Below are 23,806 nucleotides of genomic sequence, written 5' to 3'. Positions count from 1 at the left end.
CTATCGGAACGGGTTTGAAAGCGAGGTGGTCTATTCGGGCTGGCCGCGTGCGCGCAGCAGGTCGGACAGGCTGCGCGGCGCCGGTTCGAGCGGCGTGCGGTGCTGCGTCCAGCCCATCTGTTTCGCGGGCGTCAGCGCGCGCAGGCGTGTCGCCGTCCAGCGGAACGCGCGGTACGCGCGCGGATGCGCGAATGCGCCGGACCAGAAACGCCACACGAGGTCTTCCGCGCGGTTGTAGTTCGCGCCCTGGCCGCGCAGCGGATGCGCGACGGGTTCGTCGGGCTTGCGGTTCGCCTCGGTGCGCAGCCGCACGAGCAGTTGCGGGATCGGGATCCGGACCGGGCACACCTCGCCGCATGCGCCGCACAGCGTCGACGCGGTCGGCAGGTCGGCCGTCGCGTCGAGGCCGAGCAGGTGCGGCGAGATGATCTTGCCGATCGGCCCCGGGTAGGTCGTCCCGTACGCGTGGCCGCCGATGCGCGTGTAGACCGGGCAGTGGTTCATGCACGCGCCGCAGCGGATGCACTGCAGCGTCGCGCGCAGTTGTTCGTCCGCGTAGGCCTGCGTGCGCCCGTTGTCGAGCAGCACGAGATGCAGTTCGCGCGGGCCGTCGCGTTCGCCGTCGCGGCGCGGGCCCGAGATCAGGTTGAAGTAGGTCGTGATCGCCTGGCCGGTGGCCGAGCGCGTGAGCAGGCTCGACAGCGGCACGATGTGCTCGAGTTTCTCGACGACCTTCTCGATGCCCATGATCGCGACGTGCGTGTCGGGCACCGTCGTCGACAGGCGGCCGTTGCCTTCGTTCTCGACGAGCCACAGCGTGCCCGTGTCGGCCGCCGCGAAGTTCACGCCCGACAGGCCGATGTCGGCTTCCGCGAATGCGCGGCGCAGCGCGCGCCGGCCGGTCTGGATCAGCTCGTCGACGTCCTCCGTGTAGCGCGTGCCGGGGATGTGTTTCTCGAACAATCCGGCGATGTCGCCGCGCGTCTTGTGGATCGCCGGCATCACGATATGCGACGGCTTCTCGCCCGCGAGTTGCACGATGAACTCGCCCATGTCGGACTCGATGCAGTCGACGCCGTGATCCGCGAGGTAATGGTTCAGCTCGATTTCCTCGCTCGCCATCGACTTGCCCTTGATCACGCGGCGCGCCTTCTTCGCCTGCGCGATGCCGAGCACGATCGCGTTCGCGTCGGCGGCCGTCTCGGCCCAGTGCACGTGCACGCCGGCTGCCGTGAGCTTCGCCTCCAGCCGCTCGAGCAGCGCGGGCAGTTGCGCGAGCGCGTGCTGCCGCACGGCTTCGCCGAGATCGCGCAGCTGCTGCAGCTCGGTGTCGTCGGGGAACTGGGTCGCGCGCTTGCCCTGCAGGAAGTCCATCGCGCCGCGAAAGCTGCGGCGCAGTGCGGGATCGTCGAGCGCGGCGCGCGCGCGGGCCTTGAAGTCGCCGGGGGCGACGAATTGCAGCGGTTGGTCGCTCATCGCGGCAGGTCCTGGCAGGCGGTTGCGGTCGGTTCGGTGACGATCACGACCCAGAGGTTGCGCGGCCCGTGTGCGCCATACGCGAGGGTCTGCTGGATGTCGGAGGTCTTCGACGGGCCCGACACCAGCACGACGTTGGTCGGCATGCCGGCGTGCCAGCGCTCCGCCTGCACGGCCGCGTGGAGGTCCGCGTGCAGCGTGTTCGCATGGACGAGCGCGACGTGCAGCGGCGGCACCAGCGACACCGTGCGCGGCGTGGCGGCATCGGGCGCGAGCACGATGGTGCCGGTTGCCGCGATGCCCGAGCGCGCGACGGTGAAGCCGGCGTCGATCGTGTCGAACAGTTCGGCTTTCCACACGTCGATCGGCCGGTCGAACGGCACCGGCGCGACCGCGTCGGGCAGCACGCGCGCGAGGGCAGCGGATTCGGCCCGGGCCGGGTCGAGCAGCAGGCGACGCACGCCGGCGTCGGCGAGCCGCGCGGCAAGCTGCGCGGGCCACGCATCGGCGGTGGCGCACCAGACGTCGGCGTGCGACGCGGCGAGTGCGGCCTGCATCGTCTGCGCGAGCGCATGGGAATCGGGGGCGACCGGTGCGCGGCGCGCCGCGTAATGCGTGTCGATGCGCGCATCGAGGGCGGGGGCGGCGTTCGCTGCGACGCCGGGCGCGGCGGCGCGCAGGCGTGCGAGGATCGTGTCGCGCGCGCTCATTGCGCGTCTCCGCGCAGCGAGCCGGCGCCTGCCGTGCGGCGCCACAGGAAGCTCGCGAGATGCTCGACGGGCAGCGTCGCGCCGGCCTTGGCCGCTGCGTGGCCGATGTTCAGCAGGCAGCCGCAGTCCGCCGACACGAGTCGGTCGCAGCCCGTCGCGCAGGCCGATGCGACCTTGTCGTGCACCATCGCGCCGGAGATGTCGGGGTGCTTCAATGAGAACGTGCCGCCAAAGCCGCAGCATTCCGATTCGCGTTCGTGTTCGATGCGCGTGACGCCCGGCAGCGCGTCGACGAGCGCAACGCCGTGCACGCGCGTGCCCATTTCACGGCGGGCCGCGCACGACGTATGCAGCACCACGCGCTCGTCCGGGCCGGCGTTCGTGTCGATGCCGTCAAGCCGCACGTCGAGCACGTGGACGAGGAATTCGGCGAGTTCGTAGGTGCGCTCCGCGATCGCGCGCGCCTTGGGGCCGTGCACGGGGTCGTCGGCGAACAGGGCCGGCCAATGGTGCCGGATCATGCCCGCGCACGAGCCGGACGGCACGATCACGGGCCACGGCTCGGCGAACAGATCGAGCTGCGCGGCGGCGACGCCGTGCGCCTCGTCGGGATTGCCGCTGCTATAGGCCGGCTGCCCGCAGCAGCTCTGGCCGCGCGGATAGTGGACGGTCAGGCCTTCGCGTTCCAGCAGGCGGACCGCGTCGAGCCCGGCTTCGGGGACGAACAGGTCGACCAGGCAGGTCGCGAACAGATAGACGTGCGCGGGGGCGGCGGCGGGGTAGTGCCTTTCGTTCATGTCTCGCTCCAGGGGGCCGGCCCGGCAGGTGAATGCGGGACGACGATTTCGCTGCATAATTCCCGCGACGGCGCCGTAGCTCAAATTGGTTGGGCCAATCGGCACGGCGGGTATTCCGATGGAGAGACGGCGATGGCGGCGATGACGGCACGGGGCCGGACCGAAGTGGTGATGCGCAAGATCGAGACGGCGCTGCTCGACGGCACCTGGCCGGCCGGTGCGCGGCTGCCGGCCGAGCGCGTGCTCGCGCAGCAGTACGGCGTGGCGCGCAATACGGTGCGCGAGGCGACCCAGCGGCTCGTCGCGCGCGGGCTGCTGCAGAGCCGGCGTGGCGCGGGCGTGTACGTGACGGACCAGTTGCGCGCGGGCATCGCGTCGCCGTGGGGCCAACTGGTCGCCGACCACCCGGCGCTGCGCGACGACATACTCGAATTCCGTCGCGTGCTCGAAGGCGCGACCGCGTATTTCGCCGCGCTGCGCGCGGATGCGAACGACCGGCGCCGGATCCGTACGCTGCTGCGCGAGCTCGAGACCGCGCACGCGAACGACGACGCGGCCGTCGAGGCATCGACCGACGCGAAGCTGCACGAGGCGATCGCGCTGGCGTCGCACAACACGATGTTCCTGCACCTGCACACGAGCGTGATCGGGATGCTGCGCGAGCACATTTCGATCAACGTCGCGGGGATGACGACGCACGACGAGCAGGCGTCCGAGCTGCTGTTGCTGCAGCACCGGGTAGTGTGCGAGGCGATCTGCGCGCACCGGCCCGAGGAGGCGCGCACCGCGATGCAGACCCATATCGACTACGTGCGCAGCCACTTCGAGCGAAGCGGCGACACACCTTGAGATTGGTTGGACCATGGGTGCCGCAGGCCTGTCCGGCGGCCGAGCCGCGGGCTGCCGTTCCTGGATGCCCTCGCCGGCGGCGCGCGTAGCGGTTGCACGGCGCCGCATGCGCGAGCCGCGCGATTGACCGGTTCATCGGGCGCCCACTAGAATCGACCGGAGCCACCCGTCAGCCGCACGCTGCGGCGTTTGCGGACCCGTTGATCCGCCTGTCGAGGAAGTTTCCGTGCTTACGTCTTTGATCCGGCGCGCGCCGGCCGCGCTGTCGTGGCGCGCCGCCTGCCGCCCGGCCCGTGCGCTCGCCGTCTGCGCGCTGCTGTCGCTGGTCGCCGCCTGCGCGACGCATCCGCCCGCCACCACGCTCGATCGCCCCGTCTCGCACGCGTTGCCGACCGATACCGCGACGCCGCTGCGCAACGCGCTGGCCGCGCCGGAAGCGGCGCATCCGGGGCAATCGGGCTTCCGGCTGTTGCCCGACGGCGCGACCGCGCTGCAGATGCGCATCGCGCTCGCGCGCGCGGCGACGAAGACGCTCGACATGCAGTACTACATCGCGACCGAGGACACGACCGGCAAACTGCTGCTCGGCGCGGCGCTTTATGCGGCCGATCGCGGCGTGCGTGTGCGCATGCTGGTCGACGACCTGAATTTCCGCGACATCGACCGCGTCATGGCCGCGCTGAATACGCACCCGAAGATCGAGATTCGCGTGTTCAACCCGTTCGGCGCGTCGCGGTACGGAGTGATCGAGCGCACGGCCAACTCCCTGACGCGAATCGACAGGTTTACGCGGCGGATGCACAACAAGGCGATGATCGCGGACAACCAGATCGCGATCGTCGGCGGCCGCAATCTCGGCGACGAATACTTCAGCGCGAGCCCGACGCTGCAGTTCCGCGATCTCGACGTGCTCGCGGCCGGCCCCGTGACGAACGACATCTCGACGAGCTTCGACGACTACTGGGCAAGCGCGAGCAGCTATCCGCTGCGGGTGCTGAATCATCAGACGTTCGATCCGAAGGATCTCGACGCGATGCGCGACGAGCTGCGCGACCACTGGCGCAAGAACGCAGATCCGTACAACGCGAAGCCGCTGAACGCGACGCCGCTCGCGCAGCAGATCGCGCGCGACGAGCTCGAGCTCGTGTGGGCGCCCGCCGAATTCAAGGTCGACGCACCGGACAAGGTCATGCGGCCGACCGACGCGTACGTGAGCCCGCCGATGCAGCGCCTCGTCGAACTGACGCGCGGCGCGCAGCAGGAATTTCTCGCGTTTTCGCCGTATTTCGTGCCGCACGACGCGGGCGTGAAGATCCTCGGCGACACGACCGCGCGTGGCGTGCGCGTCGCAATCCTGACCAATTCGCTCGCCGCGACCGACGCGGTCGCCGTACAGGCCGGCTACGCGCCGTACCGCGTGCCGCTGCTGCTTCACGGTGTCGAACTGTACGAATTCAAGGCGCGGCCGAACTCGCCGCGTGCGGGCCTGTTCGGCTCACGCTCGCGCGCGAGCCTGCATGCGAAGGCGTACGTGATCGACCGCAAGATCCTCGTGATCGGCTCGTTGAACCTCGATCCGCGTTCCGCGCACCTGAATACGGAACTCGCGCTCGTGATCCACAGCCCGACGATCGCGCAGCAGGCCGCGACGATCTTCGCGCGCGTGACGCAGCCCGACGAAAGCTACCGCGTGAGCCTCGCGACGCCGGCGGGCGGAGGCACGCCCGAACTCGTGTGGACCGGCACCGACAACGACGAGCCGGCCACCTATCACGTCGATCCGCATGCCGGGCTGATGCGCAACCTGATGACCGGCCTCTTCATGCTGCTGCCGTTCGACGACCAGTTGTAAGGGCCGGAACGGCTCGGGCCAAACCCGCGATACCGGTGCGCGAGGAAAGGTGATATGGTTGTGCGCGCAACGATATGCGTATCGTGACGGGTGCCGCCGGACGGCTCGTGCAATGCGGGCCGCGGCGGTGCCGAACGACGCAGCGCACGCGCCTGCGCTTGACGCACCGGCGCGCCGCGTGCGCCGCCAGGAGACGAGGGACGTTGCGCGAGCCGCCCGCGCGGCCGCCGCGCCCGCAACCGGAGTGCCCCATGCAACGTGTACCGAACCAGCCGTTCACGCGTCCCGCCCGCTTTTCCGAAGCCGAATGGCAGGCGCGCGTGCAGCTCGCGGCCGCCTACCGGATCTTCGACCATCTCGGCTGGACCGAGCTGATCTACAACCATATCTCGCTGCGCGTGCCGGGTGAGGACGGCCATTTCCTGATCAATCCGTTCGGGCTCCATTACCGCGAGGTATGCGCGTCGAACCTCGTGAAGATCGACATCGACGGCAACGTGACCGGCCATTCCGACTGGCCGATCAATCCGGCCGGCTTCACGTTCCACAGCGCGATCCATGCGGCGCTGCCCGACGCGCACTGCGTGATGCACGTGCACACGACGCCGACGATGGCCGTGTGCTGCTCGCGCGACGGGCTGTCGTTCTCGAACTTCTATTCGGCGCAGTTGTACGGGAAGATCGCGTATCACGACTTCGAGGGCATCACCGTGCATCTGGAGGAGGGGCGGCGCATCGTCGAGAGCGCCGGTGGGCGGCCCGTGCTGCTGCTGCGCAACCATGGGCCCGTGACGATCGGCGCGACGCTTGCGCAGACCTTCTCGTTGATGTGGCTGCTCAATCGCGCGTGCGAGGTGCAGGTCGCGACCCACGCGATCGGCGACGCACTGCCGATCGCGCCGCCGGTGCTCGAGGGCTGCGTGCGCGATTCGCTGAACTTCGATCCGAAGCACGGCGCGGGGCAGGACGCATTCGACGCGTTGCAGCGCATCGTCGATCGGATCGATCCGGGCTATCGCGCGTGAGGGCGCGGTGTCTGCGACGTCGGACTCGATCGCCGCGGCGACAATTGATTCGTGATGCTTGACGGCCCGCGAAGCGGAACGTGCCCGACGATGCGTGCACGCCACCCGGGCACGGGCAAAAAAAACGCGGCCGGATGGCCGCGTGAATACTCGCAGACTCCTTCGGACGAAGGAAACAAGCAACTGTGAGACGAAGTGTAGCGAAAGGCCGCGCGCGGATTCAGGGCTCCCGCTGCAAAGGTCTCTTCCAGGTTCCGTCAGGCTGGCGAGCGACGCAGCGGTGCCGGATCGGCGGCGATCGACTACCATCATGGAACGTCCCCGTCCGGGCGGCGTACCCCGTCGTACAAGGAGGATTCATGCCGAAGCTGCGTTTGCTCCAGGTGGCGTTGCTCGCGGGCGTCCTGGCCGCCGGCAGTGCCGCCGCCGAAACGGTGCGCTTGTCCGCCAGCCTGCAGCCGTCGAGCGAAGTGCCGCCCACCGCGACCAAGGGCGCCGGCGCCGTCGATGCGACCTACGACACGGCCACCCACATGCTGCAGTGGACGGTGACTTACGAACACCTCACGGGGCCGGCAACCGCCGCGCATTTCCACGGGCCCGCGCCGGTCGGCCAGAACGCCGGCGTGCAGGTGCCGATCCCGAAGGACGCGCTCGCGAGCCCGATCAAGGGCTCGAAGGAGCTCACCGACTCGCAAGTGACCGACCTGATGGGCGGCAAGTGGTACTTCAACGTGCACACGAAGGAGCATCCGTCCGGCGAGATCCGCGGCCAGATGATGCCGGCGAACTGAGGCCGGCGTTTGATATAGAGGCTCCCGTCGAGCAGCGCGGCGACGATCGCACGTACCATCGTCACACTGCGACGACGGAGTGGGTGTTCGATGAGTTGGCAAAGCAAGTTCGCGTGCTGGCTGCTGCGCTGGCAGTTTCGTCCCGAGACCACGCGCCCGGTGCTCGATCCTGCCCGCGCGCGGCGCTTTACCGACCTGAGAATGATCGTGCCGCGTCGCGCGCCGTCGGGCTACCGGCTGCGCGAATGCTACGGTCCCGGCGACGCGCCGCTGCGCGGCGAATGGCTCGAACGCACCGATGCGGTCGCCGCTCGCGGGCCCGGCCGTACGCTGCTGTACTTCCACGGCGGCGGCTACTACTTCTGTTCGACGAAGACCCATCGGCCGCTCGTGTTCGGCCTCACGAAGCGCGCGGGCGTGCGCTCGTTCTCGCTCGACTACCGGCTCGCGCCCGAGAACCGCTTTCCGGCCGCGCTCGACGACGCGCTGGCCGCGTACCGGCAATTGCTCGCGCTCGGCACGCCGCCCGAGTCGATCGTGTTCGGCGGCGATTCGGCGGGCGGCGGCCTCGCGCTCGCGACGCTCGTCGCGCTGCGCGATCGCGGCGAGCCGTTGCCGGCCGGCGCGATCCTGTTCTCGCCGTGGACCGACCTGGCCGGCACCGGCGACACGATGCGCAGCAACGACGGCCTCGACCCGATGTTCGCGGCCGCAGCGCTGCCGAAGGCAGCGAAGCTGTATCTGGGAGACGAATCGGCGACGCATCCGTACGCGTCGCCGCTCTATGCGGACTTCACGGGGCTGCCGCCGCTCTTCATCCAGGCCGGCAGCACCGAGGTGCTCCTCGACGATTCACGCCGTGTCGCCGACAACGCGAAGGCGGCCGACGTGCCGGTGGAGATCGAGGTGTGGCCCGACATGCCGCACGTGTGGCAGCTGTACACGCCGATGGTGCCGGAGTCGCGCGACGCGCTCGACCGTGCGGCCGCGTTCCTGCGCCGCGTCGCGGTCGAGCGGGCGGTTCAGCGCGTTGGCGAGCCGTCGATCGCCTGATACGCGGCCTGCACGGCGACCGGGCCGTACTTGCGCTCGAGCCGGCGCACGGTGAAGTGGCCGTGCGCCATCTGCTGGAAGTGGTCGATGAACAGCGTGTTGACGGTCGCGCCGAGCACCGCGCCGATCGCCGGGATCGACTTCGCGGCCATCTGCTCGGTGACCTGTACCGAAAAGCGTGATGCCACTGTCTGCACGAGCTTGAACACCGCCGCCGAGCTGTGCGCGGCGATCCCTTTCGTCGTGATGTCGGACGACGCCTTCGAAATCGCCTGCGCGAGCGCGCCGCGCAGCACGAAATAGCCGAGATCGACGTCCTCTTCCCGCTTGTCCGCATTGCCGCCCATGCCGAGCACGGCCAGGCACTGCAACTGCGTATCCACCGAGCCCAGGTCCTCGCCCTCGCTGCGCGCGATGTCGCACACCGAGCGGAAGATCAGCGTGGTCGTCACCGGCAGCTCGACCGGCAGCGCGAGGAAACCGAACGCGCCGCCCGCCGCGCCGGTCGTCGCGACCGCGAGCTTGTGCAGCAGGTTGCTCGGCTTGTCCGGCTCGGCATCGGGCGTCTGCGGCTTGCCGAGCGTGCGCAGCGCGATGTTCAGGCACTTGCGCAGCGCAAGCTGCGTCGCGTCGTTGATCTTGCCGGTCGCGAAGTCGGGCAGCCGTGCGATCATCTTCTCGACTGGCGCGCCCAGCACGCCCGTCAGCTTCATCGTCAGCGACGGGCTTTCCAGCACCTGTTTCGCGCGCCGCAAGGCGTCCTGGTCGTCCGGCGACAGCGTCGCGGCAGGCGTGATTGAAATCGGTTCCATCTTTCTCCCTGGCGGCCATAGGCCCCAAATCCGTCGCCAGCCTAGATTACTCCGGCGTGCTAGAATTTTGAGATTGTTTGACTCGTCAAAAGTTGCATCAACAAAAAATGGCCGTCCATACTGCCGCCCACCATTCGAGCGGACAAGTCCTGCCGTTCCGTGAATCGCTGCTGGCGATGATCGGGATTTCGTTCGTCACCATGCTCGTCGCGCTCGACCAGACGGTCGTCGGCACCGCGTTGCCGACCATCGTCGCCGAGCTCAAGGGGTTCGACCTGTATGCGTGGGTTGCGACCTCGTATCTGCTCAGTTCCGTGATCACCGTGCCGATCTTCGGCCGGCTCGGCGACTATTACGGCCGCAAGCCGTTCGTGATCGTGTCGATCGTCGTGTTCACCGGCGCGTCGGTGCTATGCGGGATGGCCAACGACATGCTGTTCCTGGTGCTGGCGCGTGGCCTGCAGGGGATCGGCGGCGGGATGCTGGTCGGCACCGCGTTCGCGTGCATTCCGGACCTGTTTCCCGATTCCGTCGTGCGGCTGCGCTGGCAGGTATTGATGAGCTCCGCGTTCGGCATCGCGAACGCGGTCGGGCCGTCGCTCGGCGGGATCCTGACCCAGTCGTTCGGCTGGCGCTCGGTGTTCTACGTCAACCTGCCCGTCGGCCTGCTGTCGCTGTTCTTCGTGTGGCGCTACCTGCCGCATCTGCGCCATGTCGAGCACGACCGCAAGATGCAGCTCGACTGGCCCGGCGCGCTGCTGATCGCGCTGTCGCTCGGCGCGCTCCAGCTGTTCGTCGAATGGCTGCCGAAGTATGGCGTCATGAGCTGGGCGTCGCTGCTGCTGGTCGTCGCGGTCGGCGCCGGCGTCGGCCTGTGGCATTGGGAAAAGCGCTGCACGCAGCCGATTCTGCCGTTCGACATGTTCGGCAACCGCGCGCTGTCGGCGCTGTTCGTGCTCGCGATCCTTGCCGGCTTCTCGATGTTCTCGCTGCTGTTCTACGCGCCGCTGCTGTTCCAGGGCGGCTTCGGGATGTCGCCGAAGGAGGCGGGGCTCGTGATCACGCCGCTCGTCGTGTTCATCACGATCGGCAGCATCATGAACGGCCGCGTCGTCACGCGCATCCGCAATCCGAATACGATGCTGCACGTCGGTTTCGTGCTGTTCGCGATCGCGTGCGCGGGCATCGTCGTGTCGACGCACACGACGCCGACCTGGGTGCTGATGGCGCTGATGGTCGCCGGCGGCATCGGCCTCGGCTTCGTGCTGCCGAACCTCACCGTGTTCGCGCAGCAGACGGCCGGCCGCGAGCACCTCGGCATCGCGACGGCGCTGCTGCAGTCGCTGCGGATGGTCGGCGGGATGATCGGCACCGCGCTGACGGGCACGCTGGTCAATCAGATGTATTCGAGCGGCGTGCGCGATGCGTTGTCGGGCGACCACGCGCTGCAGTGGCACGCGCAACTCGCCGATCCGCAGATCCTGATCGACCGCGCCGCGCAGGGTGGTCTCGTCGCGGAACTGACCCGCGCCGGGCATAATGGCGCGCTGCTGCTGGAAGCGGCCCGCGAATCGCTGGTCGGCGCGATTCACCTGGGGGTCGCGATGGCGGCCGTCGTCGCCGTGGTGTCGGTGTGGCAGTGTCGCCGCGTGCCGCCGATCGCGCTGCGGCGCAAGATCGAACCGCATGTCGCGGCCGATTGAACGATTCACCGATTGAACGAGTAGACATCAGCGCATGGAAGAACAGGACCGCGTCGCGATCTTGCAGCAATTCGGACGCACGTATCGCGCATTCATGAGCGCGTTCGAAACGCACGTCGGGCAGCCGATGCCGCGCTGGCGCATCATGGTCGCGCTGCACACGATGGGCGGGCATTCGTCGCAGAAGAAGCTCGTCGAGGTGTTGCGCATCGATCCGGGCGCGCTCACGCGCCAGCTGAAATCGCTCGATGCGCTCGGCTGGATCGAGCGCGCGTCCGACGCCCGCGACAACCGCGTGACCAACGTCACGCTGACCGAAGACGGCCGCGCCGCGTTCGACGCGTGCCTGCCGCGCCGCAAGGCGTTTCTCGACCAGACGATGGCGCAACTGCCGGATGACGTGCTGACCGCGCTGTCGGGTGCGCTGGCGATGCTGGAGTCGCGGATTGCGGAAGTCGGCTCGACGCCGGCGCAGCACTGAACGGCCGGGCGGAAGCGGCACGACGGGGCGCGCCCCGTCGACCGATCCTGACCGGCACGGCATGCGGGTCGCGCGAACCCGCCGCTGGCCGGCGTTTCACTTCATTTCATTCAGCTTCGTCTACAGCTCGATGCGCGTGCCCAGCAACGTGAGGAACTGCGCGAGCCATGCCGGATGCGCGGGCCACGCGGGTGCGGTGACGAACGGCGCGTCGGTCACGGCCGCATCGACCGGGATGTCCGCGTACTCGCCGCCCGCGAGCTTCACTTCCGGCGCGCACGCCGGGTAGGCCGAGATGCGCTTGCCGCGGATCACGTCGGCGGCCGCGAGCAACTGCGCCGCATGGCAGATCGCGGCGATCGGCTTGCCGGCTTCGGCGAACGCGCGCACCAGCGCGATCACCTTCGCATCGAGACGCAGGTACTCGGGCGCGCGGCCGCCCGCGATCGCGAGCGCGTCGTAGGCCGACGCATCGACATCGTCGAACGTCGCGTTCAGCGTGAAGTTGTGGCCGGGCTTTTCGGTGTAGGTCTGGTCGCCCTCGAAATCGTGGATCGCGGTCTTGACCTTGTCGCCGGCGCGCTTGCCCGGGCAGACCGCATCGACGTGATGGCCGACGGCCTGCAGCGCCTGGAACGGCACCATCGTTTCGTAGTCTTCGGCGAAATCGCCGGTCAGGAACAGGATCTTCTTCGCGGCCATGGCTTTCTCCATTCAACAGCGTTGAGGGCCCGTTCGCGCCGCATACGGCGCTGCGGCGGCGAAGCGGCCCCGAGGACGAAAGCGCAGTGTACTCCGGCCGCTTGAAGCGCGCGTGACGGCCGCCCCGCGCGGCGGCAGGGCGGTGTGCGCGGAGCTTCAGAAGAAGGTTTCGACGACTTCCGTCACGCGGAACTGCGGATCGAGGACGAGCAGCTGGCGCCACTTGTCGAACGTCAGGCACGGGTGCGAGATGTCGAACGCGACCATGTCGCCGACCTTCACGTCCGCGCCCGGCGGGATCTGCAGGTACGCGTGCTGGTCCATCATCCCGGTGACGGCCCAGCCTTCGCTCGCGGCGACATCGCGCGGCGCGCTGTCGCGGCCCGGGCGGAAGTGGCGCGCCGGCTCGGGCAGGCCCGCGTCGAACGCCGCGTCGCGCTTGCCGAGCGCGATGATCGCGCGATCCTGCTCGGGCACCGACTGCACGTACGCCCACAGCTGCAGCGCCGGCAGCAGCCCTTCGCCCATCCTGCGGGCGATCGGGTTGCGCGCGAACACGTCAGTCTGCGCCTTCTTGTAGATGCCGACGTCGTGCGTCAGGTAGCAGCCCGGACGCAGCACGACTTCCGCAAAACCGGCGTCGGATGCCTTCGCGAATTCCTCCGCGACCACGTCGTACCACGCCGACCCGGCGCCCGACAGGATCGCCGGCGTGCGCGCGAAGCGGCCGGCTTCGGCCAGCTCTCGCGTGAGCGCGACCGCGTCCTGCAGGAACGTGCGGATCTCGCCTTCCTCCTTCAGCACGCCTTCGTAGAGTTCGATGCCGGCCAGCTTCAGCGTGTCCGGGTAGCGCGCGATTGCGTCGAGCACGGCCTGGCGTTGCGCGGCGTCGCGCACACCCGCGCGGCCGCCTGGCACGCCGAGCTCGAGCAGGACGTTCAGCGTCTTCTTCGCGTCGCCGAAGAAACGGCCGAGCTGGTCGACGCCGTCGGCCGAATCGACGAGGCAGAAGAATTCGAACTCGGGATCGGACAGCAGCTGAGCGATGATCGTCATGTTCTGGCGGCCGACCAGCTGGTTCGCGAGCAGCACGCGCCGTACGCCGCCGTGATACGCGGCCTGCGTCTGGTGCGCGGTCGCGAGCGTGATGCCCCATGCGCCGGCGTCGAGCTGGCGGCGGAACAGTTGCGGCGCCATCGTCGTCTTGCCGTGTGGCGCGAACTTCACGCCGTACTGCTGGACGAACGCCTGCATCCAGTTCAGATTGTGTTCGATGCGATCCGCGTACAGCACGGCGGCCGGCAGGCTGACGTCTTCCGCAAGCAGGTTCCACTCGAGGCGGCCCGCGTCGTCGAGCGGCACGCTCGCGCTCGGCAGGTTGCCGAGGCCCTTGCCCAACGGATTGATTGTCGGTTCCTGATAGTTTGTAACTTTCATGTCATCCCGCTCCATCATCACTATGCATTGCACTGAAGTTGACACGCAGATGGTACAGAAAGTAGCATCGGCGCGGTGATGTTATTTAGTAACATGAGGCGCCACACACTTTTCAGCAGATGAATTCGCACGCTACCCCGTCCGCTCCGTTCGCAGCCGAGCAACCGGCTTCGGTCGCCCAGCCGGTCCTCGACATCGTCGCGCGGATTGCCGAATGTGCGCCCGAGTTGCGCGAGGCCGAACGCAAGGTCGCCGCATTCATCCTCGCCGATCTCGCGCGCGCCGCGCATGCGAGCATCGGCGCGCTCGCGCGCGACGCGGAAGTCAGTGTCGCGACGGTCACGCGTTTCGCGAAGGCGGTGGGCTGCCGCGACGTGCGCGAACTGAAGGTGCTCGTTGCGCAGGCGGCGGCCGTCGGCCAGCGCTTTCTCGTGCCGGCTGATGAGCATCCGGAAGAAGACGCGAGCCCCGCATCGGTCGTCTACGACGAAATCCGCGTGGCACTCGCGCACAACCACCAGTTGCTGCGCAACACGTCGTTCGACGCGGCGGCCGACCTGCTCGCCGGCGCGAAGATGATCTACGTGTACGGGCAGGGCGGCGGCTCGACCGCGCTCGCTGACGAATTGCGCTTTCGGCTCGTGCGCTTCGGCCGGCCGGTCGCGACCTACCAGGACAGCCTGCTGCAGCGGATGGTGTCGGCAACGCTGTCGCGCGACGCCGTGGTCGTCGCGCTGTCGGTGAGCGGGCGCGTGCCCGAGCTGCTCGAGAGCTGCCGTCTCGCGAAGCGCTACGGCGCGAAGCTGATCGCGATCACCGCGCCGGCTTCGCCGCTCGCGAAGCTCGCCGACCACCTGATCCCGGTCGTCGCGTTCGAAACCGATTTCATTTACAAGCCTTCGACATCGCGCTACGCGATGATGATGGCGATCGACGTGCTCGTCACCGGCGTCGCATTGCGGCTCGGCGATGCGGGCCGAGAATCGCTGCGCCGCATCAAGCATGCGCTCGATGCGCACCGCGGCGGCGGAGACCGTCAACCGGTAGGAGACTGACCATGCATTCGCATCCCGAAGCCGCCGATACGCTGATCGTCGGCGCGCAGCTGTACGACGGCACCGGCGCGCCGCCCGTCACGCGCGACGTCGCGATCCGCAACGGCGTGATCGCGGCGATCGGCAACCTGTCGAACTGGCTTGCCGAGACCGTCGTCGATGCGAACGGCCGCGCGCTCGCGCCGGGCTTCGTCGACGTGCACACGCACGACGACACGCACGTGATCCGCGCGCCGGAGATGCTGCCGAAGATCTCGCAGGGTGTGACGACGGTGATCGTCGGCAACTGCGGGATCAGCGCGTCGCCAGTGACGCTCGCGGGCGATCCGCCCGACCCGATGAACCTGCTCGGCGAGCGTGGCGCGTTCCAGTACCCGACCTTCGCCGCCTATGTCGCGGCCGTGAACGACGCGCGTCCGGCCGTGAACGTCGCGGCGCTCGTCGGGCACACCGCGCTGCGCAACAACCAGATGGACCGCCTCGATCGCGCGGCGACCGACGGCGAAATCGCCGGCATGCGCGCGCAGCTCGAGGAGGCGCTCGCGAACGGCGCGCTCGGGCTGTCGTCGGGCCTCGCGTACGGCTCCGCGTTCGCGGCGCCGACCGAAGAGGTGATGGCGCTCGCCGAGCCGCTCGCGAACGCGGGCGCGCTTTACACGACGCACATGCGCACCGAGTTCGACGCGATCCTCGACGCGATGGAAGAGGCGTACCAGGTTGGCCGCCATGCGCGCGTGCCGGTCGTGATCTCGCACCTGAAGTGCGCGGGCCCGTCGAACTGGGGGCGCAGCACGGAAGTGCTCGCGTCGCTCGAAGGCGCGCGCCGCTACCAGCCGGTCGGCTGCGACTGCTATCCGTACAGCCGCAGCTCGTCGACGCTCGACCTGAAGCAGGTGACGGGCGACATCGACATCACGATCACGTGGTCGGAGCCGCACCCGGAGGTGGCGGGCAAGCTGCTGAAGGCGATCGCGGCCGACTGGGGCGTGACCGAGCAGGAAGCCGCGCAACGCATCCGCCCGGCGGGCGCCGTGTACCACAACATGTCCGAGGACGACGTGCGGCGGATCCTGTCGCATCCGGCGACGATGGTCGGCTCCGACGGCCTGCCGAACGATCCGCTGCCGCACCCGCGGCTGTGGGGCGCGTTCCCGCGCGTGCTCGGCCACTACGTGCGCGACACGAACCTGCTGCCGCTCGAGGAGGCGATCCGCAAGATGACGTCGCTGTCCGCGCGCCGCTACGGGATCGCGCGGCGCGGCGAAGTGCATGTCGGCTACCACGCGGATCTCGTGCTGTTCGATCCGGCGCGTGTGATCGATGCCGCGACGTTCGAGAAGCCGCAGCAGCCCGCGCACGGGATCGACGCGGTGTGGGTGAACGGCGTGCTCACGTATGAAAACGGCCAGCCGACCGGCGAGCGCGCCGGCGGCTTCGTCGCGCGCGGCGAGCGCGTGCCGGCGAGTGCCGACGCCGCGTTCTGAGCGCGGTCGTCGTTCCGATCTGCCGCGCGTGCCGTCGTCGGTGCGCGCATCCGCAACCGTGCGTTGCATGGGCCGGAGCCAGCGCTGACGCGCGGGCTGCGGTCGACATACAAGGAGTGAAACGATGAAGCGATATGGCGTGGGCGAAGCGAAGGGCACGGGCGGCCAGGTGATGCCGTTTGCACGTGCGGTCGAGGCCGATGGCTGGCTGTACGTGTCGGGCCAGACGCCGATGGTGAACGGCGAGGTCGTCGAAGGCGGCATCGTCACGCAGTCGAAGCAGACGATCGAGAACGTGATCGCGATCCTGAAGGAAGCCGGCTACGGCCTCGAGCACGTCGTGCGCTGCGGCGTGTGGCTCGACGACGCGCGCGATTTCGCATCGTTCAACAAGGTGTTCGTGTCGTACTTCGGCGAACATCCGCCGGCACGCGCATGCGTGCAGTCGAGCATGGTCATCGACTGCAAGGTCGAAGTCGACTGCATCGCTTACAAGGCGCCGGCGAAGTAACGCACCCGCGCAATCCCCTGCGCACAGTGAAACAGCCCCGTCGACGCGAGCCGGCGGGGCTGTTTCGTTTCCGGCGGGTCGGTGTTACTGCCGCGCGGTCCGCGCGTTGTCCGGCATCGGCTGGTTGTAGTTGGTGCGGAACGGATTGATGTCGAGCCCGCCGCGGCGCGTATAGCGCGCATAGACGGCGAGCTTCACCGGTTTGCACGCATGCAGGATGTCGAGGAAGATGCGCTCGACGCACTGCTCGTGAAAGCCCGTGTGGTTGCGGAACGAGATGATGTAGCGCAGCAGCCCCGCGTGATCGATCTGCGGCCCGACGTAGTGAATTTGCACGCTGCCCCAGTCGGGCTGGCCGGTGACCGGGCAGTTCGAGCGCAGCAGATCGGACACGAGCGTTTCCTCGACCGGCGCTTCGTCCTCGGCCGCCGACAGCAGCGACGGATCGGGTTCGTACACGTCGGTGTCGAGGTCGAGCCGGTCGAGCGACAGCCCGTCGAGCTCTTCCATCTCGAGCTTGCCGAAATCGTGCGCCGACACGAGCTGCACCGAGACGCTCGCGCCGCATGCGGCCGAGACGTCGCGCTTGAGCGTGTCGCGCACCGCGTCGATCGAGTCGAACTTCGACTGCGCGAACGAGCCGAGATACAGCTTGAACGACTTCGATTCGACGATGTTCGGCGATTCGGCCGGCACGTAGAAGGTCGCGACCGCGACTTGCGGCTTGCCGCGCGCATTCAGCCACGACAGCTCGTAGGCGTTCCAGATGTCGGTGCCGAAGAACGGCAGCGCGGCCGTGATGCCGAGCTGCTCGCGCGCGCCCGCGCGCGGGATCGGGAACAGCAGCGACGCGTCGTACTGGGCTGCGTAGACGGTGGCCTTGCCGAGCGGGGAGTGTTCGGGATTCATTGCGCGAAGCCTTTACGACAGGAAGAGGCGGTAAGCCGGATTGGCGCTCTCTTCGACATATGGATAGCCGAGCGCCGCGAGGAAGCGTTCGAATTCGGCGCGATCGGCCTGCGGCACCTGCAGCCCGACGAGGATCGAGCTGTAGTCCGCGCCCTGGTTGCGGTAGTGGAACAGGCTGATGTTCCAGTCCGGCGCCATCGACGACAGGAACTTCATCAGCGCGCCCGGCCGCTCCGGGAATTCGAAGCGGAACAGGCGTTCGTCGAGCGCGAGCGGCGAGCGGCCGCCCACCATGTAGCGGATGTGTTCCTTCGACAACTCGTCGTGCGTCAGGTCGACGGTCTTGAAGCCGTGCGACTCGAAGTTCGCGGCGATCTCGGCCGATTCGTCACGCCGCTTGATCTGCACGCCGACGAAGATGTGCGCGGATTGCGCATCGGCGATCCGGTAGTTGAACTCGGTCACGTTGCGGTCGCCCACGAGCGAGCAGAAGCGCTTGAAGCTGCCGCGCTCCTCGGGGATCGTGACCGCGAACACGGCTTCGCGCGCCTCGCCGACTTCCGCGCGTTCGGCAACGAAGCGCATCCGGTCGAAGTTCATGTTCGCGCCGGACGTGACCGCGACGAGCGTCTGGTTCTCGATGCCTTCGCGCTCCGCGTAGCGTTTCGCGCCCGCGACCGCGAGCGCGCCGGACGGTTCGAGCACGCTGCGCGTATCCTGGAACACGTCCTTGATCGCCGCGCACAGCGCGTCGGTGTCGACCGTCAGCACGCCGTCGAGGAATTCGCGGCAGAGCCGGAAGGTTTCCTCGCCGACGAGCTTCACCGCGGTGCCGTCCGCGAACAGGCCGACCTCGCTCAGCTCGACGCGCTCGCCCTTCTGCAGCGACTGCGCCATTGCGCACGAATCCTCGGCCTGCACGCCGAACACCTTGATTTCCGGCCGCACCGCCTTGACGTAGGCCGCCACGCCGGCCGCGAGCCCGCCGCCGCCGATCGGCACGAAGATCGCGTGAATCGGCCCCTGGTGCTGACGCAGGATTTCCATCGCGATCGTGCCCTGGCCGGCGATCACGTACGGATCGTCGAACGGGTGGACGAACGTGAGGTCGCGCTCCGCCTGCACCTTGACCGCGTGCGCGTAAGCATCGCTGTACGACTCGCCCGCCTGGATCACCTCGACGCTCGGGCCGCCGTGCGCGCGCACCGCGTCCACTTTCACCTGCGGTGTCGTGATGGGCACGACGATCACCGCCTTGACGCCCATCCGTGCCGCCGAGAACGCGACGCCCTGTGCGTGGTTGCCGGCCGACGCGGTAATCACGCCGCGCGCGAGCGCGTCGGCCGGAATGTGCGCCATCTTGTTGTACGCGCCGCGCAGCTTGAACGAGAACACCGGCTGGTTGTCCTCGCGCTTCAGGTAGACGGGGTTGCGCAGTCGGGCCGACAGGTTGCGGGCGGATTCGAGTTCCGTCTCGAGCGCGACGTCGTAGACGCGCGCGGTAAGGATTTTCTTCAGGTAATCGTGGGATGCCATGGGCGCTCGCGTGCAGTGCGGAAGCAGACGGTAAAGGATCAATGATAGCGCCAAGGGTCCGTCCGCACGCAAGCGGCATGCCGGGCGTACGGTCGCGGAACCGCGCCGGCGGGCATGTTTGCCGCTCGGAATGTTCTTTTTTACCGGTTTAACCGCATGGTTACCGACCGGACGGGCGGCGAATGCGGGCGCGAAATCGCGCCGAAGCATGCCCGGCGCGGGTTGCGGCGAAAGCCCCACGCGCTGTCCGGCGTCTCACGGGCGGGCCGATCATGGGTTAGAATTCCGTTTTGAATCAAGGATCGGAAGATGCAGAGGCACCCTCGGATCGCCCCGTTGAAGCCGACGCCGCGCGCAGCCAGCCCCGCGGCGGAGCGGCATGCGCGCCGCGCGCGATCGTGCTGATGGCTCCGAGTGCCGCCAGGCCCCGCCGGCCCGGAACGGTGAGTTCAGACCCGCTCCGGCCCCATGCGAGATAGTCGCGCGCCTGGCACCAGAACAGATTTCCCCAAGATTGCGCCCACGCGCTTGCCGACGCCCGTGCACGGGGTATCGGCCCTCCGAGTCGTCCGAACATGAACGCACCACAAGTTTTCGATCCGAATGGCGCGGCCGCCGCCGTCGCCGCCGACCCCGCGCCCCGTCTGCGCGAGATTCCCTACAACTACACGTCCTTCTCCGACCGCGAGATCGTGATCCGTCTGCTCGGCGAGGAGGCGTGGTCGGTGCTCGACGAGCTGCGTGCCGAACGCCGCACGGGCCGCTCGGCACGGATGCTGTACGAAGTGCTCGGCGATATCTGGGTCGTGCGCCGCAACCCGTACTTGCAGGATGACCTGCTCGACAACCCGAAGCGTCGCGCGCTGCTGATCGAGGCGCTGAATCACCGCCTGACCGAGATCGGCAAGCGCCGTCGCGCCGACCTGACCGAGCACCGCGACGACGCGGGCCGCGAACGTGCGGGACGCGTCGAGATGCTCGAAGCCGCCGCGCAGCGCGCGGTCAACGAGTTCGCCGACGAATTCGAGAAAATGGCCGACCTGCGCCGCCGTGCGACCAAGGCGCTCGGCCGCTGCACGCAGAAGGACAACATCCGCTTCGACGGGCTGTCGCGCGTGTCGCACGTCACCGACGCGACCGACTGGCGCGTCGAATACCCGTTCGTCGTGCTGACCCCCGATACCGAAGCCGAGATCGCCGGCCTCATCAAGGCCTGCTTCGAGCTCGGCCTCACCGTGATCCCGCGCGGCGGCGGCACCGGCTACACGGGCGGCGCGGTGCCGCTCACGCCGTTCTCCGCGGTGATCAATACCGAGAAGCTCGAACAGCTCGGCGCGGTCGAGCTGACCGAGCTGCCGGGCGTCGCGCACAAGGTGCCGACGATCTTCTCCGGCGCGGGCGTCGTCACGCGCCGCGTGACCGAGGCGGCCGAGGCGGCCGGCTACGTGTTCGCGGTCGATCCGACCTCGCTGGACGCATCGTGCATCGGCGGCAACGTCGCGATGAACGCCGGCGGCAAGAAGGCCGTGCTGTGGGGCACCGCGCTCGACAACCTGGCCTGGTGGCGGATGGTCGACCCGGACGGCAACTGGCTCGAAGTCACGCGCCACGAGCACAACCAGGGCAAGATCCACGACATCGCGGTCGCGCGTTTCGAGCTGAAGTGGTTCGACGGCGCGTACGCGCCGGGCGAGAAGCTGCTGAAGAGCGAGATGCTCGAGATCGAAGGCCGCCGGTTCCGCAAGGAAGGCCTCGGCAAGGACGTCACCGACAAGTTCCTGGCCGGCCTGCCGGGCGTGCAGAAGGAAGGCTGCGACGGGCTGATCACGTCCGCGCGCTGGGTGCTGCACAAGATGCCCGCGCACACGCGCACCGTCTGTCTCGAATTCTTCGGCCAGGCGCGCGAGGCGATCCCGAGCATCGTCGAGATCAAGGATTACCTGTTCGAGACGTCGAAGCAGGGCGGCGCGATTCTCGCGGGCCTCGAGCACCTCGACGAGCGCTATCTGCGCGCGGTCGGCTACGCGACCAAGAGCAAGCGCAACGCATTCCCCAAGATGGTGCTGATCGGCGACATTGTCGGCGATGACGCCGATGCGGTCGCGCACGCGACGTCCGAAGTGATCCGGATGGCGAACGGCAAGAGCGGCGAAGGCTTCGTCGCGATCAGCGCGGAGGCGCGCAAGCGCTTCTGGCTCGACCGCAGCCGCACGGCCGCGATCGCGAAGCACACGAACGCGTTCAAGATCAACGAAGACGTCGTCATCCCGCTGAACCGGATGGGCGAGTACACCGACGGCATCGAGCGGATCAACATCGAGCTGTCGCTGAAGAACAAGCTGCAGCTGGTCGACGCGCTCGAAGCATTCTTCCGCGCCGGCAACCTGCCGCTCGGCAAGACCGACGACGCGAATGAAATCCCGAGCGCCGAACTGCTCGAGGATCGCGTGCAACAGGCGCTGGAGCTGCTCAAGCGCGTGCGTGCGCGCTGGGAATTCGTGCGCGACCGGCTCGACCAGCCGCTGCGCGAGGCGCAGCACTATCTCGTGCAGCTCGGCTACGAGGCGCTCGCCGAGAAGTTCGCCGATCGGGCGGACGATCAGCCGGGCGCGACCGTGTTCCACGTCACGCAGGACCGCACGGTGCGCATCTCGTGGAAGCAGGAGATCCGCGCGGAGCTGCGCGCGATCTTCAACGGCGGCGCGTTCAAGCAGATCCTCGACGAGGCGCAGGCGATCCACAAGCAGGTGCTGCGCGGGCGCGTGTTCGTCGCGCTGCACATGCACGCAGGCGACGGCAACGTTCACACGAACCTGCCGGTCAACTCCGACAACTACGAGATGCTGCAGGACGCCCACGCGGCGGTCGCGCGCATCATGACGCTCGCGCGTTCGCTCGACGGCGTGATCTCCGGCGAACACGGCATCGGCATCACGAAGCTCGAGTTCCTGACCGACGACGAGATCGCCGAGTTCCGCGCGTACAAGCAGCGCGTCGACCCGAACGGCCGCTTCAACAAGGGCAAGCTGCTCGAAGGCGCCGACCTGCGCAACGCTTATACGCCGAGCTTCGGGCTGATGGGCTACGAGTCGCTGATCATGCAGCAGTCCGACATCGGCGCGATCGCCGATTCGGTGAAGGACTGCCTGCGCTGCGGCAAGTGCAAGCCGGTGTGCGCGACGCACGTGCCGCGCGCGAACCTGCTGTACAGCCCGCGCAACAAGATTCTCGCGACCTCGCTGCTGGTCGAGGCGTTCCTGTATGAAGAACAGACGCGCCGCGGCGTGTCGATCAAGCACTGGGACGAGTTCAACGACGTGGCCGACCACTGCACGGTGTGCCACAAGTGCGCGACGCCGTGCCCGGTGAAGATCGACTTCGGCGACGTCACGATGAACATGCGCAACCTGTTGCGCAAGATGGGCAAGAAGAAATTCAACGCCGGCAATGCGGCGGGCATGTTCTTCCTGAACGCGACCAATCCGCAGACGATCAACGCCGCGCGCAGCGTGATGATGGGCGTCGGCTACAAGGTGCAGCGCTTCGCGAACGACATGCTGAAGAAGGTCGTGACGAAGCAGACGCAGCACCCGCCGGCGACGGTCGGCAAGCCGCCCGTGGTCGAGCAGGTGATCCACTTCGTCAACAAGAAGATGCCGGGCAACCTGCCGAAGAAGACGGCGCGCGCGCTGCTCGACATCGAGGACAACAAGATCGTGCCGATCATCCGCAACCCGAAGTCGACGACCGTCGATTCGGAAGCGGTGTTCTACTTCCCGGGCTGCGGCTCCGAGCGCCTGTTCTCGCAGGTCGGGCTGGCTACGCAGGCGATGCTGTGGGAGGCGGGCGTGCAGACCGTGCTGCCGCCGGGCTACCTGTGCTGCGGCTATCCGCAGCGCGGCTCGGGCCAGTACGACAAGGCCGAGAAGATCGTCACCGACAACCGCGTGCTGTTCCACCGGGTCGCGAACACGCTGAACTACCTCGACATCAAGACGGTGGTCGTGTCGTGCGGCACCTGCTACGACCAGCTCGCGGGCTACGAATTCGACAAGATCTTCCCGGGCTGCCGGATCATCGACATCCACGAGTTCCTGCTCGAGAAGGGGATGAAGCTCGACGGCGTGACGGGCACGCGCTACATGTATCACGACCCGTGCCACACGCCGATCAAGACGATGGACCCGGTCAAGCTCGTCAACGAGCTGATGGGCACGGAGAAGGACGGCTACAAGATCGAGAAGAACGACCGTTGCTGCGGCGAATCGGGCACGCTCGCGGTCACGCGCCCGGACGTGTCGACGCAGGTCCGCTTCCGCAAGGAAGAAGAGATCCGCAAGGGTGCCGCGAAGCTGCGCAGCATCCCGGTCGTCGCCGACGGCGCGAGCGCACCGGCGCCGGCCGCGAACGGCGGCCCGGACGTGAAGATCCTGACGAGCTGCCCGTCGTGCCTGCAGGGGCTGTCGCGCTACAACGAGGATGCGAACATCGAGGCCGACTACATCGTGGTCGAGATCGCGCGCCAGGTGCTCGGCGAGAACTGGATGGCCGACTATGTCGCACACGCGAACAATGGCGGGATCGAGCGCGTGCTGGTCTAATGCGGGCATGACGACCGCC

19 protein-coding genes are annotated in these 23,806 nt (G+C 68.1%); 11 read left to right on the top strand and 8 right to left on the bottom strand.

Features of this window, described 5'->3' with window-relative positions:
* Positions 1 to 30: 30 nt before the first annotated feature.
* Genes BTE28158_RS00990 through BTE28158_RS00980 form a run of 3 tightly spaced genes read right to left on the bottom strand, consistent with a single transcriptional unit; the run spans position 31 to position 2,983 of the window.
* The gene (locus BTE28158_RS00990; RefSeq protein WP_124621277.1) at positions 31 to 1,476 is read right to left on the bottom strand and encodes a LutB/LldF family L-lactate oxidation iron-sulfur protein; all 1,446 of its coding nucleotides are present in this window, start codon (positions 1,474 to 1,476) and stop codon (positions 31 to 33) included.
* Positions 1,473 to 2,186, bottom strand: a complete 714-nt coding sequence (locus BTE28158_RS00985) for a LutC/YkgG family protein (RefSeq protein ID WP_151051637.1) — start codon at positions 2,184 to 2,186, stop codon at positions 1,473 to 1,475. Before BTE28158_RS00985 ends, BTE28158_RS00990 begins: the two co-directional genes overlap by 4 nt.
* Positions 2,183 to 2,983, bottom strand: coding sequence for a (Fe-S)-binding protein (locus tag BTE28158_RS00980; RefSeq protein ID WP_059607703.1), 801 nt, complete (start codon positions 2,981 to 2,983; stop codon positions 2,183 to 2,185). The genes BTE28158_RS00985 and BTE28158_RS00980 overlap by 4 nt, the downstream gene beginning before the upstream one ends.
* Before the next feature lie 132 nt (positions 2,984 to 3,115).
* On the opposite strand from BTE28158_RS00980, the gene BTE28158_RS00975 reads away from it, so the two are divergent.
* The 5 genes from BTE28158_RS00975 to BTE28158_RS00955 all read left to right on the top strand — a co-directional run bounded on the left by BTE28158_RS00975 (position 3,116) and on the right by BTE28158_RS00955 (position 8,556).
* Positions 3,116 to 3,832, top strand: coding sequence for a FadR/GntR family transcriptional regulator (locus tag BTE28158_RS00975; protein WP_059607701.1), 717 nt, complete (start codon positions 3,116 to 3,118; stop codon positions 3,830 to 3,832).
* Between the two features lie 226 nt (positions 3,833 to 4,058).
* Positions 4,059 to 5,684: a phospholipase D family protein gene (locus tag BTE28158_RS00970; RefSeq protein ID WP_174919613.1), complete on the top strand. Its 1,626-nt coding sequence runs from the start codon at positions 4,059 to 4,061 to the stop codon at positions 5,682 to 5,684.
* A gap of 251 nt (positions 5,685 to 5,935) precedes the next feature.
* Positions 5,936 to 6,709: a class II aldolase/adducin family protein gene (locus BTE28158_RS00965; protein WP_059607698.1), complete on the top strand. Its 774-nt coding sequence runs from the start codon at positions 5,936 to 5,938 to the stop codon at positions 6,707 to 6,709.
* 359 nt (positions 6,710 to 7,068) lie between these two features.
* A complete protein-coding gene (locus BTE28158_RS00960) occupies positions 7,069 to 7,503 on the top strand; it encodes a CHRD domain-containing protein (RefSeq protein ID WP_059607696.1) in 435 nt (144 codons plus the stop codon).
* 90 nt (positions 7,504 to 7,593) lie between these two features.
* Positions 7,594 to 8,556 carry an alpha/beta hydrolase gene (locus BTE28158_RS00955; RefSeq protein WP_151050403.1) on the top strand — a complete coding sequence of 321 codons (963 nt, stop codon included), beginning with the start codon at positions 7,594 to 7,596 and terminating at the stop codon, positions 8,554 to 8,556.
* Here the strand turns inward: BTE28158_RS00955 and BTE28158_RS00950 are convergent.
* Positions 8,526 to 9,368, bottom strand: a complete 843-nt coding sequence (locus BTE28158_RS00950; RefSeq protein WP_151050401.1) for an EcsC family protein — start codon at positions 9,366 to 9,368, stop codon at positions 8,526 to 8,528. The genes BTE28158_RS00955 and BTE28158_RS00950 overlap by 31 nt on opposite strands.
* A 107-nt stretch (positions 9,369 to 9,475) precedes the next feature.
* On the opposite strand from BTE28158_RS00950, the gene BTE28158_RS00945 reads away from it, so the two are divergent.
* Positions 9,476 to 11,071, top strand: coding sequence for an MDR family MFS transporter (locus BTE28158_RS00945; RefSeq protein ID WP_059607690.1), 1,596 nt, complete (start codon positions 9,476 to 9,478; stop codon positions 11,069 to 11,071).
* Positions 11,072 to 11,105: 34 nt separating this feature from the next.
* Positions 11,106 to 11,552: a MarR family winged helix-turn-helix transcriptional regulator gene (locus BTE28158_RS00940; protein WP_059607688.1), complete on the top strand. Its 447-nt coding sequence runs from the start codon at positions 11,106 to 11,108 to the stop codon at positions 11,550 to 11,552.
* 120 nt (positions 11,553 to 11,672) lie between these two features.
* Here BTE28158_RS00940 and BTE28158_RS00935 read toward each other — a convergent pair whose 3' ends face one another.
* Positions 11,673 to 12,254, bottom strand: a complete 582-nt coding sequence (locus tag BTE28158_RS00935) for a DJ-1/PfpI family protein (protein WP_059607685.1) — start codon at positions 12,252 to 12,254, stop codon at positions 11,673 to 11,675.
* A gap of 156 nt (positions 12,255 to 12,410) precedes the next feature.
* Positions 12,411 to 13,691, bottom strand: a complete 1,281-nt coding sequence (locus BTE28158_RS00930) for an amino acid deaminase (RefSeq protein WP_059607683.1) — start codon at positions 13,689 to 13,691, stop codon at positions 12,411 to 12,413.
* A gap of 119 nt (positions 13,692 to 13,810) precedes the next feature.
* Between BTE28158_RS00930 and BTE28158_RS00925 the strand changes: the two genes are divergently transcribed.
* The 3 genes from BTE28158_RS00925 to BTE28158_RS00915 all read left to right on the top strand — a co-directional run bounded on the left by BTE28158_RS00925 (position 13,811) and on the right by BTE28158_RS00915 (position 16,741).
* Positions 13,811 to 14,746 (top strand): MurR/RpiR family transcriptional regulator, encoded by a 936-nt coding sequence (locus tag BTE28158_RS00925; RefSeq protein ID WP_124900915.1) that lies wholly within the window; start codon positions 13,811 to 13,813, stop codon positions 14,744 to 14,746.
* Between the two features lie 2 nt (positions 14,747 to 14,748).
* Complete coding sequence (locus tag BTE28158_RS00920; RefSeq protein ID WP_059607679.1) at positions 14,749 to 16,230, top strand: N-acyl-D-amino-acid deacylase family protein; 1,482 nt, start codon at positions 14,749 to 14,751, stop codon at positions 16,228 to 16,230.
* Positions 16,231 to 16,354: 124 nt separating this feature from the next.
* Positions 16,355 to 16,741 (top strand): RidA family protein, encoded by a 387-nt coding sequence (locus BTE28158_RS00915; protein ID WP_006751946.1) that lies wholly within the window; start codon positions 16,355 to 16,357, stop codon positions 16,739 to 16,741.
* A gap of 84 nt (positions 16,742 to 16,825) precedes the next feature.
* Here BTE28158_RS00915 and queF read toward each other — a convergent pair whose 3' ends face one another.
* Together queF and ilvA are read right to left on the bottom strand one after the other, a co-directional pair.
* Complete coding sequence (queF, locus tag BTE28158_RS00910; protein ID WP_059607677.1) at positions 16,826 to 17,650, bottom strand: NADPH-dependent 7-cyano-7-deazaguanine reductase QueF; 825 nt, start codon at positions 17,648 to 17,650, stop codon at positions 16,826 to 16,828.
* A 12-nt stretch (positions 17,651 to 17,662) separates the two neighbouring features.
* Positions 17,663 to 19,186 carry a threonine ammonia-lyase, biosynthetic gene (gene ilvA / locus BTE28158_RS00905; protein WP_059607674.1) on the bottom strand — a complete coding sequence of 508 codons (1,524 nt, stop codon included), beginning with the start codon at positions 19,184 to 19,186 and terminating at the stop codon, positions 17,663 to 17,665.
* A gap of 575 nt (positions 19,187 to 19,761) precedes the next feature.
* On the opposite strand from ilvA, the gene BTE28158_RS00900 reads away from it, so the two are divergent.
* Entirely contained in the window at positions 19,762 to 23,787 is a 4,026-nt protein-coding gene (locus tag BTE28158_RS00900) for a DUF3683 domain-containing protein (RefSeq protein WP_059607673.1), read from the top strand.
* Positions 23,788 to 23,806 lie beyond the last annotated feature (19 nt).

It is taken from the genome of Burkholderia diffusa, from assembly GCF_902499115.1.
GTDB classification, from domain to species: Bacteria; Pseudomonadota; Gammaproteobacteria; order Burkholderiales; family Burkholderiaceae; genus Burkholderia; species Burkholderia diffusa.
This window is presented reverse-complemented; position numbering and strand designations above follow the sequence as displayed.

Excerpts from the sequence above, each read along its gene's own strand:
- BTE28158_RS00990 (WP_124621277.1), bottom strand. The coding sequence starts at position 1,476 with ATGAGCGACCAACCGCTGCAATTCGTCGCCCCCGGCGACTTCAAGGCC.
- BTE28158_RS00985 (WP_151051637.1), bottom strand. The coding sequence starts at position 2,186 with ATGAGCGCGCGCGACACGATCCTCGCACGCCTGCGCGCCGCCGCGCCC.
- BTE28158_RS00980 (WP_059607703.1), bottom strand. The coding sequence starts at position 2,983 with ATGAACGAAAGGCACTACCCCGCCGCCGCCCCCGCGCACGTCTATCTG.
- BTE28158_RS00975 (WP_059607701.1), top strand. The coding sequence starts at position 3,116 with ATGGCGGCGATGACGGCACGGGGCCGGACCGAAGTGGTGATGCGCAAG.
- BTE28158_RS00965 (WP_059607698.1), top strand. The coding sequence starts at position 5,936 with ATGCAACGTGTACCGAACCAGCCGTTCACGCGTCCCGCCCGCTTTTCC.
- BTE28158_RS00960 (WP_059607696.1), top strand. The coding sequence starts at position 7,069 with ATGCCGAAGCTGCGTTTGCTCCAGGTGGCGTTGCTCGCGGGCGTCCTG.
- BTE28158_RS00955 (WP_151050403.1), top strand. The coding sequence starts at position 7,594 with ATGAGTTGGCAAAGCAAGTTCGCGTGCTGGCTGCTGCGCTGGCAGTTT.
- BTE28158_RS00950 (WP_151050401.1), bottom strand. The coding sequence starts at position 9,368 with ATGGAACCGATTTCAATCACGCCTGCCGCGACGCTGTCGCCGGACGAC.
- BTE28158_RS00945 (WP_059607690.1), top strand. The coding sequence starts at position 9,476 with ATGGCCGTCCATACTGCCGCCCACCATTCGAGCGGACAAGTCCTGCCG.
- BTE28158_RS00940 (WP_059607688.1), top strand. The coding sequence starts at position 11,106 with ATGGAAGAACAGGACCGCGTCGCGATCTTGCAGCAATTCGGACGCACG.
- BTE28158_RS00935 (WP_059607685.1), bottom strand. The coding sequence starts at position 12,254 with ATGGCCGCGAAGAAGATCCTGTTCCTGACCGGCGATTTCGCCGAAGAC.
- BTE28158_RS00930 (WP_059607683.1), bottom strand. The coding sequence starts at position 13,691 with ATGAAAGTTACAAACTATCAGGAACCGACAATCAATCCGTTGGGCAAG.
- BTE28158_RS00925 (WP_124900915.1), top strand. The coding sequence starts at position 13,811 with ATGAATTCGCACGCTACCCCGTCCGCTCCGTTCGCAGCCGAGCAACCG.
- BTE28158_RS00920 (WP_059607679.1), top strand. The coding sequence starts at position 14,749 with ATGCATTCGCATCCCGAAGCCGCCGATACGCTGATCGTCGGCGCGCAG.
- BTE28158_RS00915 (WP_006751946.1), top strand. The coding sequence starts at position 16,355 with ATGAAGCGATATGGCGTGGGCGAAGCGAAGGGCACGGGCGGCCAGGTG.
- queF (WP_059607677.1), bottom strand. The coding sequence starts at position 17,650 with ATGAATCCCGAACACTCCCCGCTCGGCAAGGCCACCGTCTACGCAGCC.
- ilvA (WP_059607674.1), bottom strand. The coding sequence starts at position 19,186 with ATGGCATCCCACGATTACCTGAAGAAAATCCTTACCGCGCGCGTCTAC.
- BTE28158_RS00900 (WP_059607673.1), top strand. The coding sequence starts at position 19,762 with ATGAACGCACCACAAGTTTTCGATCCGAATGGCGCGGCCGCCGCCGTC.